The following is a 15,848-nucleotide window of genomic DNA, read 5'->3' as shown; positions in this document are numbered from 1 at the left end:
TGCCGCCCGATCCATCAACCTGAATCATGAATCCCGCCGCACGACGCCGTTGCCTGCCGCTCTCCGCCCTGCTGCTGTCGCCATTTGCCGGCATGGCCGAGCCCGCCCCCACCGCCCTGCCTGCCGTGCAGGTGCAGGCCGCACGCGTGCCCGGCATCGACCCGTTCGCTCTGCCGGCCAGCCAGGACACGGTCTGGATCGACGCCGGCCGCGCTGGCGCCAGCGCACAGCTGTCCGAGGCGTTGGCCGGTGTGCCGGGCCTGGTCGCGCGCGACCGGCAGAATTTCGCGCAGGACACGCAGCTGTCGATCCGGGGGTTCGGCGCGCGCTCGACCTTCGGTGTGCGCGGGGTGCGGGTGCTGATCGACGGCGTACCGGCGACCATGCCCGACGGCCAGGGTCAGTTGTCGCATGCCAGCCTGCTCGGCGCCGAGCGCATCGACGTGCTGCGTGGGCCGTTCTCGGCGCTGTATGGCAATTCCTCCGGTGGCGTGCTGCAGGTCTGGAGCGCGCAGGGCCAGGCCGGCGACCCGTGGCGGCTGCGCCTCAATGCCGGCGCCGACAACACGCTCAGTGTCGGTGCGCAACTGCAGGGTGCAGGCCACGGGCTGGACTACAACATCGCCGCCAACCACTTCCGTACCGATGGCTGGCGTGACCACAGCCGCGCACGCCGTGAATCGCTCAATGCGCGCATCGGCGGTGATCTGGGCGGTGGGCGGCTGGAGCTGCTGCTCAATGCGCTGGATGCGCCCGATGCGCAGGACCCGCTGGGCCTGACCCGCGCGCAGGTGGCGGCGGACCCACGCCAGGCCACCGCCGTGGCACACCAGTACAACACCCGCAAATCGGTGCGCCAGCAGCAGGCCGGGCTGCGCTGGACCCGCGAGGCCGGCGCGCAGCGCTGGCAGCTGATGGGCTATGCCGGCCAGCGCGCGGTGCGTCAGTACCTGCCGATTCCGCCGGCGGCCCAGGCCAATCCCCTGCATGCGGGCGGGGTGATCGACCTGGACGGAGGCTACGGTGGGTTGGACGCGCGCTGGGGCTGGCACGGCGACCTCGCCGCCCGGCCGCTGGACGTGGTGGCCGGGCTCAGCGCGGACCGCCAGCGCCAGCACCGCACCGGCTACGAGAACTTCATCGGCAGCACGCTGGGCGTACGCGGGCAGCTGCGCCGCGACCAGATCGACATCGTGCAGAACGTGGACCAGTTCGCGCAGGCCTGGTGGCAATGGAGCCCGCGCTGGTCGTTGCTGGCGGGCGTGCGCCACAGCAGCGTGCGTTTCGAATCGGACGATCGCTACATCACCGGTCGCAACCCGGACGACAGCGGCCACCGCCGCTACCAGTCGACCACACCGGTGGCCGGCATCAGCTTCGAGGCCAGCCCGCAGTGGCGCCTGCACGCTGCTGTGGGCCGCGGCTTCGAGACGCCCACCTTCAACGAACTGGGCTATCGCGCCGACGGCCAGGCGGGACTGGCACTGGATCTCGCGGCCGCGCGCAGCCGCTCCGTCGAAGTCGGCAGCAAGTGGCACGCACAGGATGGAACCCAGCTTGATGTCAGCCTGTTCCGTGCAGATACCGACGATGAGCTGGCCGTTGCCAGCAACATCGGTGGACGAAGCACCTATCGCAACATCGGCCGCACCCGTCGCCAGGGGCTGGAGCTGCAGTACCGCCAGCCGCTGGCCGGGCAACTGGAGCTGCAGCTGGCCTGGACTTGGCTGCAGGCGCAGGTGCGCTCGCCCTATGTGACCTCGAATGCCAGGGTCGACGCTGGCAGTCGTCTACCCGGCGTGCCGCGCCAGCAGGCATTCGCCCGGCTGCAGTGGACGCCGGGCGACTGGCAGTGGGCGCTGGAGGCGTCCGCCAGTAGCGATACCGTGGTCAACGACGTGGCGACCGAACGTGCGCCCGGCTTTGCCCTGCTGCACCTGGAAGGCGGGCGTCGCTGGAACCTGCCGGGTGGCGAGCTGCGGGCCTTCGCACGGTTGGAGAACGTACTGGACCAGGCCTACATCGGCTCGGTGATCGTCAATGACGGCAATGGCCGCTTCTACGAGCCGGGACCCGGACGGCGGGCCAATGTCGGCCTGCAGTGGTCGTGGCGCTGAAGTGGTAGTGCCGGCCGCTGGCCGGCATCGCGCCGTGCAGGACGTCAGGAGGTTGCCGGCCAGCGGCCGGCACTACCGGTCAGTCGGGGGCCTTGGCCGGCACGAACGGTGAGGTCGGGTCGCTGGCCGGGAAGGTTTCCTCCAGTGCCTCGTCCTGGTTGTCGCTGGCCCGCTGCTTGCGCTCGCGACGCTTGAGCGGGCTCTCCTGGCCGCCACGATGGCGGTCGCCGCCGTCCTTGCGGTCCTGGGCCGCCTGTTCAGCTTCATGCTTCACCGGCAGGTGGTCGTCACCCTGCGCGGCATCGAAGAAGGGGGCCCCGGTACCGCGGTAATCGGCAGTGTCGGCGTCGCGCTTGCCACGCTGCTCGCCGGCAATGGGCGGGTGGTTTTCCCGCAGCGGGTCTCGGGAGGTTTCACGGCTCATGGTCTGGCTGCCTGCGCTCGGGGCCTCCACTACACCGCCAGCAAGGTAAAGCTGCCGCGAACCTGGCGTCATGAACATCTCGCTCACCCGCTGGTAACGGCACCGCGCGTATTCCTGCCCACCCGCCCCCGCTGCAGGAGCCGGCCATGCCCCGTCTTGAACGACCCGCACCGTCCGTGTTCAACGCCCTGCTCGATCCGCTCGGCCAGCGCACCGCGCAGCGCCGCACGCGTCGCCATGAAGACCCGCAGGCGGTGGCACAGGACTACCTGCAGTACATGCTCAGCGATTACGAGGAGCGTCGCGGGCCCGGCCATCGCAACTGGCGTGACCTGTGCCCGGTCTATGCCTTCGCGCTGACCACCCACGCCGCCGACTGGCCGCGCGGTGACGCCGCCGATACCTGCGAGGAACTGGCCGAGCACTGGGAGCAGATGCGCGGGCAGTCGCGGCTGAGCTGGTCGCAGGCGCGGCCGGTGGTGGAAGACGCCTGGCGCGCGCTGGACCATATTCCGGCAGCGGCAGTGCGGCCACTACTGCAGTAGTGCCGGCCGCTGGCCGGCAGAGGTTCGCTGCCTGAAGTTTTCTGGGGTTGCCGGCCAGCGGCCGGCACTACCGCATCTGCGTAGAACCCACGTGCACGGCACCGACACGGGTGGTTTACATCGCCGGGCTGAAGCTGGCTGTCCCCTGCCCCGTCACAGGTATCTCCATGGCCCGCCCCATCTGGACCGGCACGCTGTCCTTCGGACTGCTCAATGTGCCGGTGTCGCTGATGTCCGGCGAACGCAAGGTCGACCTGCAGTTCCGCATGCTCGATTCGCGTGACCGCAAACCGATCCGGTTCGAGCGGGTCAACGCCGATACCGGCGAGGAAGTGCCCTGGAAGGACATCGTCAAAGCCTACGAGTACGACAAGGGCAGCTATGTCGTGCTGGAGGAAGGCGATATCCGCTCGGCCGCGCCGGAAAGCCACGAAGCGGTGGAAGTGGAATCGTTCGTGGATGCAGCGCAGATCGATCCGCGCTACTACGAGAAGCCGTATCTGCTGGTGCCAGGCAAGAAGGCCGAGAAGGGGTATGTGCTGCTGCGCGAGACGCTGCGAAAAACCGGCAAGGTTGGCATCGCGCGGGTGGTGGTACGCACGCGTGAGTATCTGTGCGCGGTAATGCCGCAGGAAGACGCGCTGGTGCTGATGATCCTGCGCTATCCGCAGGAACTGGTGGATCCGGACGACTACGCGCTGCCCACCGGAAAACTCTCCGACTACCGGATCACCGGCAAGGAATCGGCAATGGCCGAGCAGCTGATCGAGTCGATGGCCGGTGACTGGGACCCCTCGCAGTACCACGACGAATTCCGCGCGCGCCTGCAGCAGGTGCTGAACAAGCGCATCAAGTCCAAGGGCGGCACCACCCGGGTGGAAGAGGAGCCGGCACCGCATGAGGATGCGGCCACCAACGTGGTCGACTTCATGGCGCTGCTGCAGAAAAGCCTGGACGCAAACACGCGCACACCGGCGAAGAAGACGGCGGCCCGCAAGGCGCCTGCGAAGAAGGTGGCAAAGAAGGCCGTCAAGAAGGCCGTCAAGAAGACCACGCGGCGCAAGGCAGGTTGAGCCATGTCGCTGCACCAGTACCGGCGCAAGCGTCGCCTCGGCGGAGGCAGCGGCCAGACGCCGGAGCCTGACGACACCGCCGCCCACGGTGACCCGAAGCGACGGCCAACGTTCGTCATCCAGCTGCATCATGCCAGTTCGCGCCACTACGATTTCCGCCTGGAAATGGACGGTGTACTGAAGAGCTGGGCCGTGCCGAAGGGGCCTTCGCTGCGGGTCGGCGAGAAGCGGCTGGCGGTGGAAGTGGAAGACCATCCGCTGTCCTATGCCGGCTTCGAGGGCGACATCCCTGAAGGCCATTACGGCGCGGGCCATGTGGAGGTGTTCGATCATGGCACCTGGGCCTGCGAAGGTGATCCATTGCAGGCACTGGCGGCGGGCAAGATCGACTTCGTTCTGCACGGGCAGCGGTTGGCCGGCGGTTGGAAGCTGGTGCGCACGGCGATGAAGGGGCGTCAGGTGCAATGGCTGCTGATCAAGCGCGATGATGAGGAGGCGCGCGATGCCGAAGCGGACGATCTATTGGAAGCGCCCGTGCCGAAACGCTCATCGGCGGCGAAGACGCGCACGGCGGGAAGGACAGAGCGCGCTGCACCGGCCGCACGCAGGGCTACCCGCAAGGCCGATGCACGCTGGCATGCGCGCGCGCTGAAACTGGACGGCGCACGTGGCACGCCCTACCCACGCGCCTTCAAACCGCAATTGACCGATCACCGCGACAGCGCGCCGGATGGCGAGCACTGGCTGCATGAGATCAAGTGGGACGGCTATCGACTGCTGGCTGATCTGCACGATGGCGAAGTGAAACTGCGCTCGCGCAACGGACTGGACTGGACGGCCGATTTTCCCGAAGTCGTGCAGGCCATCCGGGCGCTGCCGGTGCGCGATGCGCGCCTGGACGGTGAACTGGTTGTACTGGATGCGCAGGGCCGCAGTGACTTCGCAGCACTGCAACGGGTGATCGACGGTAGTTCGAAACAGCCACTGCGCTACATCGTCTTCGACCTGCCAGGTGTTGCGGGTGCCGACATCAGCCACGCGCCCCTGCTGGAACGCAAGGCGCTGCTGAAAGCGCTGCTGGGCAATGTGCCTGGCATCCTCGCCTTCAGTGAGCATGTGATCGATCACGGGCCACAGGTGTTCGCTGCCAGTGGCAAGGCCGGTTTCGAGGGCATCGTGAGCAAGCAGGTGGATGCTCCGTATGTGAATGCCCGTGCGCGCAGCTGGGCCAAGGTGAAGCACGAAGACAGCGATGAGTTCATCATCGTGGGGTACACCGCCCCGAAGGGTTCGCGGGTGGGATTCGGCTCGTTGCTTCTGGCCGCGCAGGACAGGGCCGGCCTGCGCTATGTTGGTCGCGTAGGCACCGGCTTCGACGACGAACGCCTGCGCGCGCTGCACAAGGCACTGCAGCCGTTGGCGGTGAAGACCCCCGTGCTGCCGTTGCCGGCGCATGTGCCGTTCCGCGCGTCCAGCGTGCGCTGGGTGAAACCGGTGGCGGTGGCCGAGGTCGCCTTCCGTGGCTGGGGCAAGGAAGGGCTGCTGCGCCAGGCCAGTTTCAAGCGGCTGCGCAACGACAAGCAGGTGGAGGATCTGGAAGTGAGCGCTGCAGACGTGGACGCCGCGGGCGAGGTGGAGATCACGCACCCCGAACGCGTGGTATTCCGGGATCAGAAACTCAGCAAGGGCGACGTGGCCGACTATTACCGGCAGATGGCGCGCTGGATCCTGCCGGAGATTGCCGGCAGGCCGTTGTCGCTGCTGCGCTGTCCCGAGGGTGTTGGCAAGGCCTGCTTCTTCCAGAAGCATCATGGCCCCGGGCTGGGTGACGCCGTGCATGCGGTGCCACTGCAGCAGAAAAGTGGTCGCGAGGACTATGTCTACATCGACGACGCGCGTGGGCTGCTCCAGCTGGTGCAGATGAACACGCTGGAGCTGCATCCGTGGGGTGCGACGGTAGACGACCCGGAGCATCCGGACCGCCTGGTGTTCGATCTCGACCCCGGCGACGGCGTGAGCTGGGCACAGGTGAAAGCCGGCGCGCGCGATGTGCGTGACCGCCTGCTGCAGATCGGCCTGCAGAGCTTCGTGCGGCTGTCTGGCGGCAAGGGCGTGCACGTGGTGGTGCCGCTGCAGCCGAAGGCGGACTGGGAGCAGGCCAAGGCGTTCTGCGAGGCGTTCTCGCAGGCGATGGCACTGCAGCAGCCTGACCGCTACGTAGCGACGATGAGCAAGGCGAAGCGCAGCGGGGTGATCTTCATCGATTGGCTGCGCAACACGCGCGGTGCTACCAGCGTATGTTCGTGGTCATTGCGGGCGCGCGCGAGCGCTGGCGTGGCGGTGCCGTTGCGCTGGGAGGAACTGGCGAAGGTGACCGCCGCCGATGCGTTCCCGATGACCAGGGCGCTGGCGCGTGCGAAGCGGCTGAAGGGTGACCCCTGGCAGGGCATTGAACGGTTGAAGCAGACGCTGCCGCCGCTGAAGCGGTAGTGCCGGCCGCTGGCCGGCAACCTCGGCCATCCCACAGTTGCCGGCCAGCGGCCGACAGTACCTGTATGCGCTCAGCCCGGATCGCGCGACGCGCGGCGACCGAACCACCAGCCCACCAGCAGCTGCAGCGGCAGCGAGACCAGCAGGGAAACGACGAACCACATCGGGAAATCCGCGCCTACGCTCCACACCGCGTAGCCGCAGCCCAGCGCGATCAGCGACCAGATCGAGAAGCCATGCGAGCGCGGCCAGCAGGGCGCGTAATAGGTGGCAAAGGAGATGCCGGCGACGCCACCGAGCACGCTGAACGCCAGGTCCCAGCCCAGCTGCACGCTGTTGTTGCCTGGCGACAGGCCCAGCAGCGGTGGCAGCCAGCTGGCGACGCTGCTGACCAGCGCGAGCGACAGTACGCCACCGATCAGGGCGACGATGGACAGGAACAGGGTCTTGAGCAGGCCGGGCATGCGCGCATTGTACGGCTGCGCGAAGCGCCTGCGGTTGCCGGCCAGCTGCCGGCGTTACCGGTATCGGCATGGCCGCCGTGCCCGTGGGAGAGGGGTACGGTGCAACGGCGGCCATGCACAGGCGGTCAGGCGGCGAAGTCGAGCACCACGCGGCCTTCGATGGTGCCCGCGTGCATGCGCGCGAACACGTCGTTGATGTTTTCCAGGCGATCGGTGCTGACCGTGGCGGCGACCTTGCCCTCGGCGGCAAACTGCAGCGACTCCTGCAGGTCCAGCCGGGTGCCGACGATCGAGCCACGCACGGTGATGCCGTTGAGCACCATGCCGAAGATATCCAGTGGGAAGTTGCCCGGCGGCAGGCCATTGAGCGAGACGGTACCGCCACGGCGGACCATGCCCAGCGCCTGCTCGAATGCCTTCGGCGAAACGGCGGTGACCAGCGCACCGTGGGCACCGCCGATCTCCTTCTTCAGGAATGCGGCCGGATCGGTGGTGCGCGCGTTGACGGTGACCTGCGCGCCGAGCTGCCGGGCCAATGCCAGCTTGTTGTCGTCCACGTCCACCGCGGCCACGTTCAGGCCCATCGCACGGGCATACTGCACCGCCATGTGGCCGAGGCCACCGATGCCGGAAATCGCCACCCAGTCACCGGGTTTGGTGTCGGTGACCTTCAGCCCCTTGTAGACGGTCACGCCGGCGCACAGTACCGGCGCGATCTCGACGAAGCCCACTTCCTTCGGAAGCAGGCCGACATAGTTGGCATCGGCCAGTGCGTACTCGGCGAAGCCGCCGTTGACCGAGTAACCGGTGTTGCGCTGCGTCTCGCACAGCGTCTCCCAGCCACCCAGGCAGTGTTCGCAATGGCCACACGCCGAGTACAACCAGGGGATGCCGACCCTGTCGCCTTCCCTGACGTGCCCTACCCCGCCTCCCACGGCCACGACGTGCCCCACGCCCTCGTGGCCGGGGATGAATGGCGGGTTCGGTTTCACCGGCCAGTCGCCCTCGGCGGCGTGCAGGTCGGTGTGGCAGACGCCACAGGCCTCGATCCTGACCAGTACCTCGCCCGCCCCCGGGCGCGGTACCGAGACTTCCTCGATCACCAGTGGTTTGCCGAACTCACGCACGACAGCGGCCTTCATGGTTGGATTCATGTCCGGATCTCCGTAGTGCGCTTGCCCACAGAATGACGCCGGCCCGGGGCCGGCGCTTTGATCACGATCAAACCTTTGACGATTCGTGCTGCCGGTTCAGCTGGCCAGCACCGAGGCCTCGCGGGCCAGGCGCTCGATGGTGTCCCAGTCACGGGTCTGCAGCAGCGCCGGCGTGGTGAGCCACGAGCCTCCCACGCACAGCACGTTGGGCAGGTGCAGGAACTGCGGCGCGGTCTGCGCGCTGATGCCGCCGGTCGGGCAGAAGCGCACGTCGGCGAACGGGCCGTGCCAGGCCGCCAGCAGCGCGGCACCGCCGGCCTGCACTGCCGGGAAGAACTTGAAGGTGTCACGGCCGTGCTCCAGGCCGAGGATCAGGTCCGAGGCCGTGGCAGCGCCAGGCAGGTACGGCAGGTCGGCATCACGCGCGGCGGCATACAGCGCCGGCGTGGCACCCGGCGATACCGCGAAACGCGCGCCGGCCTGCCTGGCCGCCTGCATCTGCGCGGCGTTGAGCACGGTGCCGGCACCGATCACCGCATCCGGCACGGCCTCGACCATCGCCTTGATGGCATCCAGTGCCTGCGGCGTGCGCAGGGTCACTTCGATCACCGGCAGGCCGCCGCGGAACAGGGCCTGGGCCACGTTGACCGCTTCATTCACATCTTCGGGGGTGTACACCGGAATCACCGGTGCCAGCTTCAGCAGCGCGCGCAGGCGCGGATCAGCGCTGGACATGGTCTTGCTCCTTGCCCGACGGGGCATCGCGGATCGCCGCCGGGCCCGGCAGCGCAGCGGCGCATGATGCCACGTGGATCGCGAAGGTGCTGCAGCGCGCCGGGTTCAGGCCGGGTCGGCCTGCAGTGCCTGGATGCGGCGCTGGTACCAGTCGCCGCCGAGCGGGTCGAATACGGCAGATCGCTCCATCGGTGCCTCGTACACGTGCACCGAGATCGCCAGTGACTGGTCGCTGGCATTGCGCAGGGTGTGGTACTCGTGCGGCGGAATCAGGCTGCCGGCGCTGCCGCAGCCTCCGCGCAGCGCCGCGTGGCGACGGAAGCGCCAACGCTCGCCGGCGCATTCCAGCAGTTCATAGCGGGTGATCTCCAGCTCGCCCAACCACACGCCCTCCACACACCACATGGCATCGTGGTCGTGCAGCGGCGTGCCCTGCCCTGGGCCCCAGCTCATGGCAATCACGCTGTAGCCGTGTTCGCGGCTGTGGTACAGCGGGCGTCGCGCGTAATGATCACTGACTGGACGGTGCACGCACTCGGGCAATTCGATGCGGCTGTCCGCAATGGCCTCCTGCAGCGCCCGCTGCAGGTCGGCGGTGATGCGTTCGGCATCACCGGAGGTCATCGCCGCATCGACTGCGGCGATCAACCGGTCGCGGCCACGGAACGGCGGAAACGGAGAAGTCTGCAGGTCCATGCCCCGAATGTAGCCGAGCATGGTTAAGGGAATGTTGGCGGTGGCACGCGTCGCGCCCGCAGTGATGACACGAGCGCGTGAAAAACGGTTCAGATGCGGAGTGGGTAGAACGATCACAATGGAACCCTGTGCAGCATGCGTGGTCGAACAGGACGCGTTCCCCATCCGCTGCGACACTCCGCAACTTCGTGCCCGACGGGCGCAAGGCTAGAGTTCTCCGACTTACCTGGTTCTATACATGTCAGTGCGAATTATTAGCGATGCTGCATTGCCGGCATCGAAGGGCAAGGCTGCCACGATCAACGACATCGCACGACTGTCGGGAGTTTCCAAGAAAACGGTTTCAAGAATCATCAACAACTCGCCGCTGGTGCGCAAGGACACCCGCGACAAGGTGGAGGCGTTGATGCGCGAGGTCGGTTACGTGCCCGACCCCCTGGCGCGCGGACTCGCGTTCCGCCGCTCTTTCCTGATCGGCCTGGTGTATGACGACCCGGGCGCCCAATGCATCGTCGACCTGCAGCATGGCGCGCTGGAAGCGCTGCGCGGCACCGGCTACGAGCTGGTGGTGCATCCGTGCGACAGCGAGGATCCAGAGTGCGCACAGGGTGTGCGCCGCTTCGTGCAGCAGCAGAAGCTGCATGGCGTGATCCTCGGCCCACGCGCGTCCGAGTCGGCTGCGTTGGCGCAGGTGCTGGACGCGATCGACTGCCGCTACGTGCGCATCAACGCGCATGCGTCCGACGACGAGGCGCAGGCCGTGGTCACGCATGATCGCGATGGCGCTGCCGCGGCGGCGGGTTACCTGCTTTCGCTCGGCCACCGTGACATCGCGGTGATCGCCGGCCCCGGTGACCGCCGCGCTGCACGCGAACGTACCCATGGCTTCCTCGATCGGCTCGCCCAGGTGGGGCTGACCCTGCCGGGTGAACGCGTGCTGGAAGCGGGCGACACCTTCGAGTCCGGCGTGCATGCCGCCGAGCGCCTGCTGCTTGGCGAAGGCAGGCCCAGTGCGATCTTCGCCGGCAACGACGAAATGGCCGCAGGCGTCTACCAGGTGGCCCTGCGTGCGGGCATCGCGGTGCCGCAGCAGCTGTCGATCGTCAGCTACGACGACAGCCCGCTGGCGTCGCGGCTGTGGCCACCGCTGACCTCGGTACGCCGCCACGTCTCCGATATCGGCCGCATGGCCGCGGCGATGCTGGTGCAGACCGGCGTACCGGAGGCGCCGACCGCGGCCAGCGTGCATCCGCAGCTGATGGTGCGCGGCTCCTGCCGGGCCGTGGACGCCTGAGTGCCCTGCCCTGGCCTGCAGCGCTGAAACGGCGCGGGCCGCCATCAATGGAAACGGCGCACCGGAGTGCGCCGTTTTCAGTGCGAAGCGGCGTGTTTGATGCGCTTACACGTCACCACCGTCGGCCCAGCCTTCGCCCGTGCCCTTCTGGAACACGCGGTCGTCGTCCTGCACGTCGCCAGCCGGCAGATGCGCCTGGTCGGCCAGTGCCGCGTAGATCGGGGTGAAGTCCGGCGATGTCGCCTGCATCAGCTGTTCGAAGCTGTCGATGACGAAGTAGGTCTTCTGGAAGGTATCGATGCGGTACTTCGTGCGCATGATCCGCTGCAGGTCGAAGCCGATGCGGTTGGGCGCGGCCGATTCCAGCGAATACAGCGATTCGCCCTTCGATGACACGATGCCGGCACCGTAGATGCGCAGGCCGTCGGGCGTGTCGATCAGGCCGAACTCCACCGTGTACCAGTACAGGCGCGTGAGGTTCTGCAGCGCATCCGGGCCGATCGCGTGGGCTTTGACGCCGCCACGGCCGTACGCCTCCATGTAGTCGGCGAACACCGGGTTCATCAGCAGCGGCACGTGGCCGAACAGATCGTGGAACAGGTCCGGCTCGGCGATGTAGTCGATCTGGTCCGGGCGACGGATCCACCAGGTCACCGGGAAACGGCGGTTGGCCAGGTGGTCGAAGAAATCCAGTTCCGGCAGCAGGCCTTCGACGCCGACCAGGGTCCAGCCGGTGGCGGCACCGAGCACTTCGTTGAGCTGGTCGAAGCGCGGAATCATGTGCGCGCTCATGCCCATCTCGTCCTGCGCATCCAGGAACTCCTGGCAGGCGCGGCCGACCAGCAGCTCGCGCTGGCGCTGGTACAGCGTGCTCCAGGTGGCGTGGTCATCGGCGCTGTAGGTGTCCCACGGCTGCTCGACGAGCGCGGTGGTATACACCGGCACGTAGCCCTTGTCGGTCTGCTGGTGTTCGACGCGGCGGGGCTGGGCGAGGTCCATGGGGCACTCCGGGATGGGATACCCACGATGCTAGGGCAGGGCGCGCGCAACAGGGTTGCAAAAGTTGCGTCGATTGGCCTTGTTGGCGCAATATCCTTGCGTACTCACCATGTTGCGGGGCAACAATGGCCGGAGAAGTCCAGTTCGATCGCACGGATATACGCCTGCTGGCTGAAATCCAGAAGGATGGGCGCGCCACCAATGCCGAGCTGGCGACGCGGGTGAACCTCTCACCCTCGGCCTGCCTGCGCCGCCTGCAGCGGCTGGAAAGCGAGGGCGTGATCGTCGGTTATGGCGCGCGGCTGGAGCCACGGCAGCTGCGGCTGGGCCTGCAGGCCTTCGTGCGCGTGCAGCTGGAAAAGCACGACCAGGCCGCCATCAGCCACTTCGTGGACAGCGTGCAGGGCTGGGATGAAGTGGTGGCCTGCCATGCACTGACCGGCGACATGGACTATCTGCTGCATGTCTACGTGCGCGACCTGGAGCACTTCTCGCACTTCCTGCTGGACCGGCTGCTCAACGCCGGGGGCGTGGCCGATGCCAATTCCAGCTTCGTGCTGCGCACGGTGAAGGGCTTCCAGGCATTGCCCCTGTCGCAGCTGGAGTCCTGAGCGACGACGCGGCCGATTGCATGTGGCGGAGCGTGATCCGCTAAGCAGCTTCAGCGTCGCGAGGGGTTTTCCTACGAAATAGGGGATGGATCTCTGACGGAGTGACGGGATCGGCCTTCCTAGACTCACTGGACAACCCTGTCCGGAGAGATCGACATGAACGTCTGCCTTGCTCCTGTCATTGCCCTGCTTGCCGCTGGCCTGATACCGGCCGCTGCGGGTGCTTCACCCCAGACCGCCAACGCCCAACCTCTGGCGTTGAGTTGCGGTGCCACCGAGTTCGTCGGCATGACCAGCAACTCGTCGACGCTGGCTTCGCGTCAATGCAACGGCGGCTACGTCTACGGAATCGGCGTCTCGGTCAACGAGGCCGTGGAGAACCTCAATGGCTTCATGGCCGTGCTGCAGGCCGGGGTCAGCTGCAGCGCGGATGCCACCAGCATCCAGACTGGCGCCTATGGCAAGGGGGTCTACGCCAGCTTCGTGTGCAACGGCTGGCCGATTGCGGGCGTGGGCAACAGTCCCACCACGGCCGCGCGCAACTCGCTGGCGATCGCCAACGAAATGGCGGCAACCGGCACCCATTGCCGGGCGCCCTTGAGCGGTTCCTACTATCCGGAAAGCTATGGTTTCCGCTACCACTATGACTGCGGCAACACCCGCACCCTGATGACCTGGTCGATCAGTGGACTCGGTGCCAGCATCGACGATGCCAACACCATTGCGATGCGCCTGATGCGCTTCTCGACAGCCACCGGGCAAAGCTGCAGCTTCGACAGGGCCGAGATCAATGGTGTCATTCTCAAGGCCCCGCTGACCTGCAACGGATCGCTCATCCTGGGCTATGGCAGCTCGGTGACTGCCGCGGCCAATGATGCATTGGCCCAGATCGGCGCCTGACCTGGCGCAGGGCCTTTGATGGCGACCCGCCTCGAGCGGGTCGCCGTCAGCACTTGTCCTTGCGGCCCATCAGCTTGCCCAGGCGCGAGGCTTCCTCGCACTTCGGTGCCGCCACCGGCGCGGGTGCGGCTGCCGCGGCACGCGCCTTCTGCAGCTGCTGGATCTTCGCGCGGATCTGCGGCATCGCCGCCATCGCGGCCTTCTCGCCCTCCAGGATCGCGGTGCCGCGCTGGCTGAAATCGGCAGCGCCGATGTCCAGTACCTTGGGTCGGATCACGATGTCGGCGCGCGCCAGTTCCTGCTCGCCCAGGCGCTGGCCCATGATCGAGATCGACTGGTTGACGATGCCGAGCATGCCGGTGGGCGCCTTGCCACTGGCCTTGCTGGAGATGTCCACGGCGATCACGAAGTCGGCGCCGAGCTGGCGCGCGGCATCCACCGGCACCGGACTGACCACGCCGCCATCGATGTAGTTGTGGCCACCGATCTTCACCGGCTCGAACACGCCGGGGATGCTGCTCGACGCGCGCACGGCCTGGCCGACGTTGCCGCGCACGAAGATCGCGCGCTCGCCGGTTTCCAGCTGCGTGGCGACTGCGGCGAACGGCTTTTTCAGGCGTTCGGCCGGGCGGTTGGCCACCTGTTCGTTGACGTAGTCCTGCAGCTTCTGGCCCTGCACCAGGCCACCGGAGAACAGCCGCACGTCGCGGATGCTGGCTTCGTCCAGCGCCACCGCCTTGCTCTGCATCTGGAACGCGTCCATGCCGCTGGCATACAGGGCGCCGACCACGCTGCCGGCACTGGTGCCGGACACCACTACCGGTTCGAAGCCGTTGGCTTCCAGCATCTTGATCACGCCGATGTGGGCGAAGCCCTTGGCCGCGCCGCCACCCAGCGCGATGCCGATCTTCACCGGCTTGGCCTGCGGCACCACGGTCGGTGCCGGCGGCGGCGTGGGACGGACCGGATCGCCGCCGCAGCCGGCCAGCAGGCCGATCAGGGCGACGGACAGCAGCATGCGGGGACGGAACAGGCTCATCGGCAGTGCGCTCGCGGCGCCGGATTCTGGAAAGGGCGCCAGCATACCGAAGCGCTGGCGGGGCGGGCAGGGTGGGGAGCCTCGCCCATTCAGGGAAGGGGTGCGGTAGATGCCGACCTTGGTCGGCATACGCAGATTCCAGTGCCGACCAAGGTCGGCACCTACCGGGCGAGTAGGTCAGAACCGGTTGTCGCCGTCCAGCATCCGGCCCAGCCCGCCGAGCACCGAGCCCTCGCCACGGCTCTGGCCACCGCCCTGCGGCGCCGCCATCCACATGCGTCCGGCCAGGCGCGAGAACGGCAGCGATTGCAGCCAGACCTTGCCCGGCCCGGTCAACGTGGCCAGGAACACGCCCTCGCCACCGAACAGCATGCTCTTGACGCCAGTGACACGGCGCACATCCATGTCCACGGTCGGGTGGTAGGCCACTACGCAGCCGGTATCCACGTCCAGGCGTTCGCCGGCGGCCAGCTCGCGCTCGATCACGCAGCCGCCGGCGTGGATGAACACCCAGCCGTCGCCCTCCAGCTTCTGCATGATGAAGCCCTCGCCGCCGAACAGCCCGGTCATGATCCTGCGCTGGAACTGCACGCCGATCTGCACGCCGCGCGCGCCGGCCAGGAAGCTGTCCTTCTGGCAGATCAGGCGGCCGCCATGCTGGTCCAGCTTCATCGCCAGCACGGTGCCGGGGTAGGGCGCGGCGAAGGCGACCTTGCCCTTGCCGTGGCCGCTCTGGGTGTAGACGGTGGCGAACAGGCTCTCGCCGGTCAGCACGCGCTTGCCGGCGGCCATCACCTTGCCCATGAAGCCGCCCGGGTCGCCGTTTGCAGCGCCGAACACCGTGTCCATCTGCACCGTGGCGTCCTTGAACATCAGCGCACCGGCCTCGGCGATGGCGCTTTCGCCGGGGTCGAGCTCGATCTCCACGAACTGCATTTCATGGCCGACGATGCGGAAGTCGATGTCGTCGGCGCGGCCGCTGGAGACGGCGGGGACTGGCGGTGGGGTCGTGGGCATGCCCGGCGCCGGTACCTGCAGCTCGGCCACATCGGGGATGGGGGTCCATCCGCTCATGCCCTGGCACCAGGCCAGCGCGCGCGGGTTGGCCTGTGCATAGCGGCGCGCGGCCGGGTCATCGAGCGGGCCGACGCGGTCGGCCTGGGCGGAGGCATGGAAGTACCACTGGGTCATCGCGACGGCTCCGCGGGGCTGGAAAACCCCGAGTCTAGCGAGCGCGCCGGGGCGTGGGCGACGGCGCCATGAACGGCAGGCATTTGCGAGGCAGGTGCTGTATTGCAACAATTATC

The 15,848-nt window shown here is 67.6% G+C and carries 15 protein-coding genes; 7 read left to right on the top strand and 8 right to left on the bottom strand.

The window, feature by feature from the left end; translation table 11 throughout:
* The first annotated feature begins 26 nt into the window (after nucleotides 1–26).
* Nucleotides 27–2,117 (top strand): TonB-dependent receptor, encoded by a 2,091-nt coding sequence (locus tag N440_RS19275; protein ID WP_133936324.1) that lies wholly within the window; start codon nucleotides 27–29, stop codon nucleotides 2,115–2,117.
* 79 nt (nucleotides 2,118–2,196) lie between these two features.
* Here N440_RS19275 and N440_RS19270 read toward each other — a convergent pair whose 3' ends face one another.
* On the bottom strand, nucleotides 2,197–2,541 hold the full coding sequence (locus N440_RS19270) for a hypothetical protein (protein ID WP_004153343.1): 345 nt from the start codon (nucleotides 2,539–2,541) through the stop codon (nucleotides 2,197–2,199).
* A 146-nt stretch (nucleotides 2,542–2,687) separates the two neighbouring features.
* On the opposite strand from N440_RS19270, the gene N440_RS19265 reads away from it, so the two are divergent.
* From N440_RS19265 to ligD, 3 genes are all read left to right on the top strand, one after another.
* Nucleotides 2,688–3,086, top strand: a complete 399-nt coding sequence (locus N440_RS19265; protein ID WP_053448370.1) for a hypothetical protein — start codon at nucleotides 2,688–2,690, stop codon at nucleotides 3,084–3,086.
* Nucleotides 3,087–3,253: 167 nt separating this feature from the next.
* Nucleotides 3,254–4,159 carry a Ku protein gene (locus N440_RS19260; RefSeq protein WP_133936323.1) on the top strand — a complete coding sequence of 302 codons (906 nt, stop codon included), beginning with the start codon at nucleotides 3,254–3,256 and terminating at the stop codon, nucleotides 4,157–4,159.
* A gap of 3 nt (nucleotides 4,160–4,162) precedes the next feature.
* Nucleotides 4,163–6,649: a DNA ligase D gene (ligD, locus tag N440_RS19255; RefSeq protein ID WP_133936322.1), complete on the top strand. Its 2,487-nt coding sequence runs from the start codon at nucleotides 4,163–4,165 to the stop codon at nucleotides 6,647–6,649.
* Between the two features lie 71 nt (nucleotides 6,650–6,720).
* On the opposite strand, the gene N440_RS19250 is transcribed toward ligD, so the two are convergent.
* The 4 genes from N440_RS19250 to N440_RS19235 all read right to left on the bottom strand — a co-directional run bounded on the left by N440_RS19250 (nucleotide 6,721) and on the right by N440_RS19235 (nucleotide 9,698).
* Nucleotides 6,721–7,113: a hypothetical protein gene (locus tag N440_RS19250; RefSeq protein WP_133936321.1), complete on the bottom strand. Its 393-nt coding sequence runs from the start codon at nucleotides 7,111–7,113 to the stop codon at nucleotides 6,721–6,723.
* Between the two features lie 125 nt (nucleotides 7,114–7,238).
* Nucleotides 7,239–8,267, bottom strand: coding sequence for an alcohol dehydrogenase AdhP (adhP, locus tag N440_RS19245; protein WP_133936320.1), 1,029 nt, complete (start codon nucleotides 8,265–8,267; stop codon nucleotides 7,239–7,241).
* Nucleotides 8,268–8,363: 96 nt separating this feature from the next.
* Nucleotides 8,364–9,002 carry a bifunctional 4-hydroxy-2-oxoglutarate aldolase/2-dehydro-3-deoxy-phosphogluconate aldolase gene (gene eda / locus N440_RS19240; RefSeq protein WP_133936319.1) on the bottom strand — a complete coding sequence of 213 codons (639 nt, stop codon included), beginning with the start codon at nucleotides 9,000–9,002 and terminating at the stop codon, nucleotides 8,364–8,366.
* A gap of 105 nt (nucleotides 9,003–9,107) precedes the next feature.
* Nucleotides 9,108–9,698: a cysteine dioxygenase family protein gene (locus tag N440_RS19235; protein WP_133936318.1), complete on the bottom strand. Its 591-nt coding sequence runs from the start codon at nucleotides 9,696–9,698 to the stop codon at nucleotides 9,108–9,110.
* A 238-nt stretch (nucleotides 9,699–9,936) separates the two neighbouring features.
* Between N440_RS19235 and N440_RS19230 the strand changes: the two genes are divergently transcribed.
* Nucleotides 9,937–10,992: a LacI family DNA-binding transcriptional regulator gene (locus tag N440_RS19230; RefSeq protein WP_133936317.1), complete on the top strand. Its 1,056-nt coding sequence runs from the start codon at nucleotides 9,937–9,939 to the stop codon at nucleotides 10,990–10,992.
* Nucleotides 10,993–11,097: 105 nt separating this feature from the next.
* On the opposite strand, the gene phhA is transcribed toward N440_RS19230, so the two are convergent.
* Nucleotides 11,098–11,991 carry a phenylalanine 4-monooxygenase gene (gene phhA / locus N440_RS19225; protein WP_133936315.1) on the bottom strand — a complete coding sequence of 298 codons (894 nt, stop codon included), beginning with the start codon at nucleotides 11,989–11,991 and terminating at the stop codon, nucleotides 11,098–11,100.
* 125 nt (nucleotides 11,992–12,116) lie between these two features.
* Here phhA and N440_RS19220 point away from each other — a divergent pair, with 125 nt between their 5' ends.
* A complete protein-coding gene (locus tag N440_RS19220) occupies nucleotides 12,117–12,602 on the top strand; it encodes an Lrp/AsnC family transcriptional regulator (protein ID WP_133936313.1) in 486 nt (161 codons plus the stop codon).
* A 156-nt stretch (nucleotides 12,603–12,758) separates the two neighbouring features.
* Nucleotides 12,759–13,502 (top strand): hypothetical protein, encoded by a 744-nt coding sequence (locus tag N440_RS19215; protein WP_133936311.1) that lies wholly within the window; start codon nucleotides 12,759–12,761, stop codon nucleotides 13,500–13,502.
* Nucleotides 13,503–13,548: 46 nt separating this feature from the next.
* Here N440_RS19215 and N440_RS19210 read toward each other — a convergent pair whose 3' ends face one another.
* Both N440_RS19210 and N440_RS19205 read right to left on the bottom strand, forming a co-directional pair.
* The gene (locus N440_RS19210; RefSeq protein WP_133936308.1) at nucleotides 13,549–14,541 is read right to left on the bottom strand and encodes a patatin-like phospholipase family protein; all 993 of its coding nucleotides are present in this window, start codon (nucleotides 14,539–14,541) and stop codon (nucleotides 13,549–13,551) included.
* 177 nt (nucleotides 14,542–14,718) lie between these two features.
* On the bottom strand, nucleotides 14,719–15,732 hold the full coding sequence (locus N440_RS19205) for a TIGR00266 family protein (RefSeq protein WP_049456661.1): 1,014 nt from the start codon (nucleotides 15,730–15,732) through the stop codon (nucleotides 14,719–14,721).
* Between the last annotated feature and the right edge of the window lie 116 nt (nucleotides 15,733–15,848).

Source organism: Stenotrophomonas sp. CC22-02 (assembly GCF_004365115.1).
In the GTDB taxonomy this organism is placed as follows: Bacteria; Pseudomonadota; Gammaproteobacteria; order Xanthomonadales; family Xanthomonadaceae; genus Stenotrophomonas; species Stenotrophomonas forensis.
This window is presented reverse-complemented; position numbering and strand designations above follow the sequence as displayed.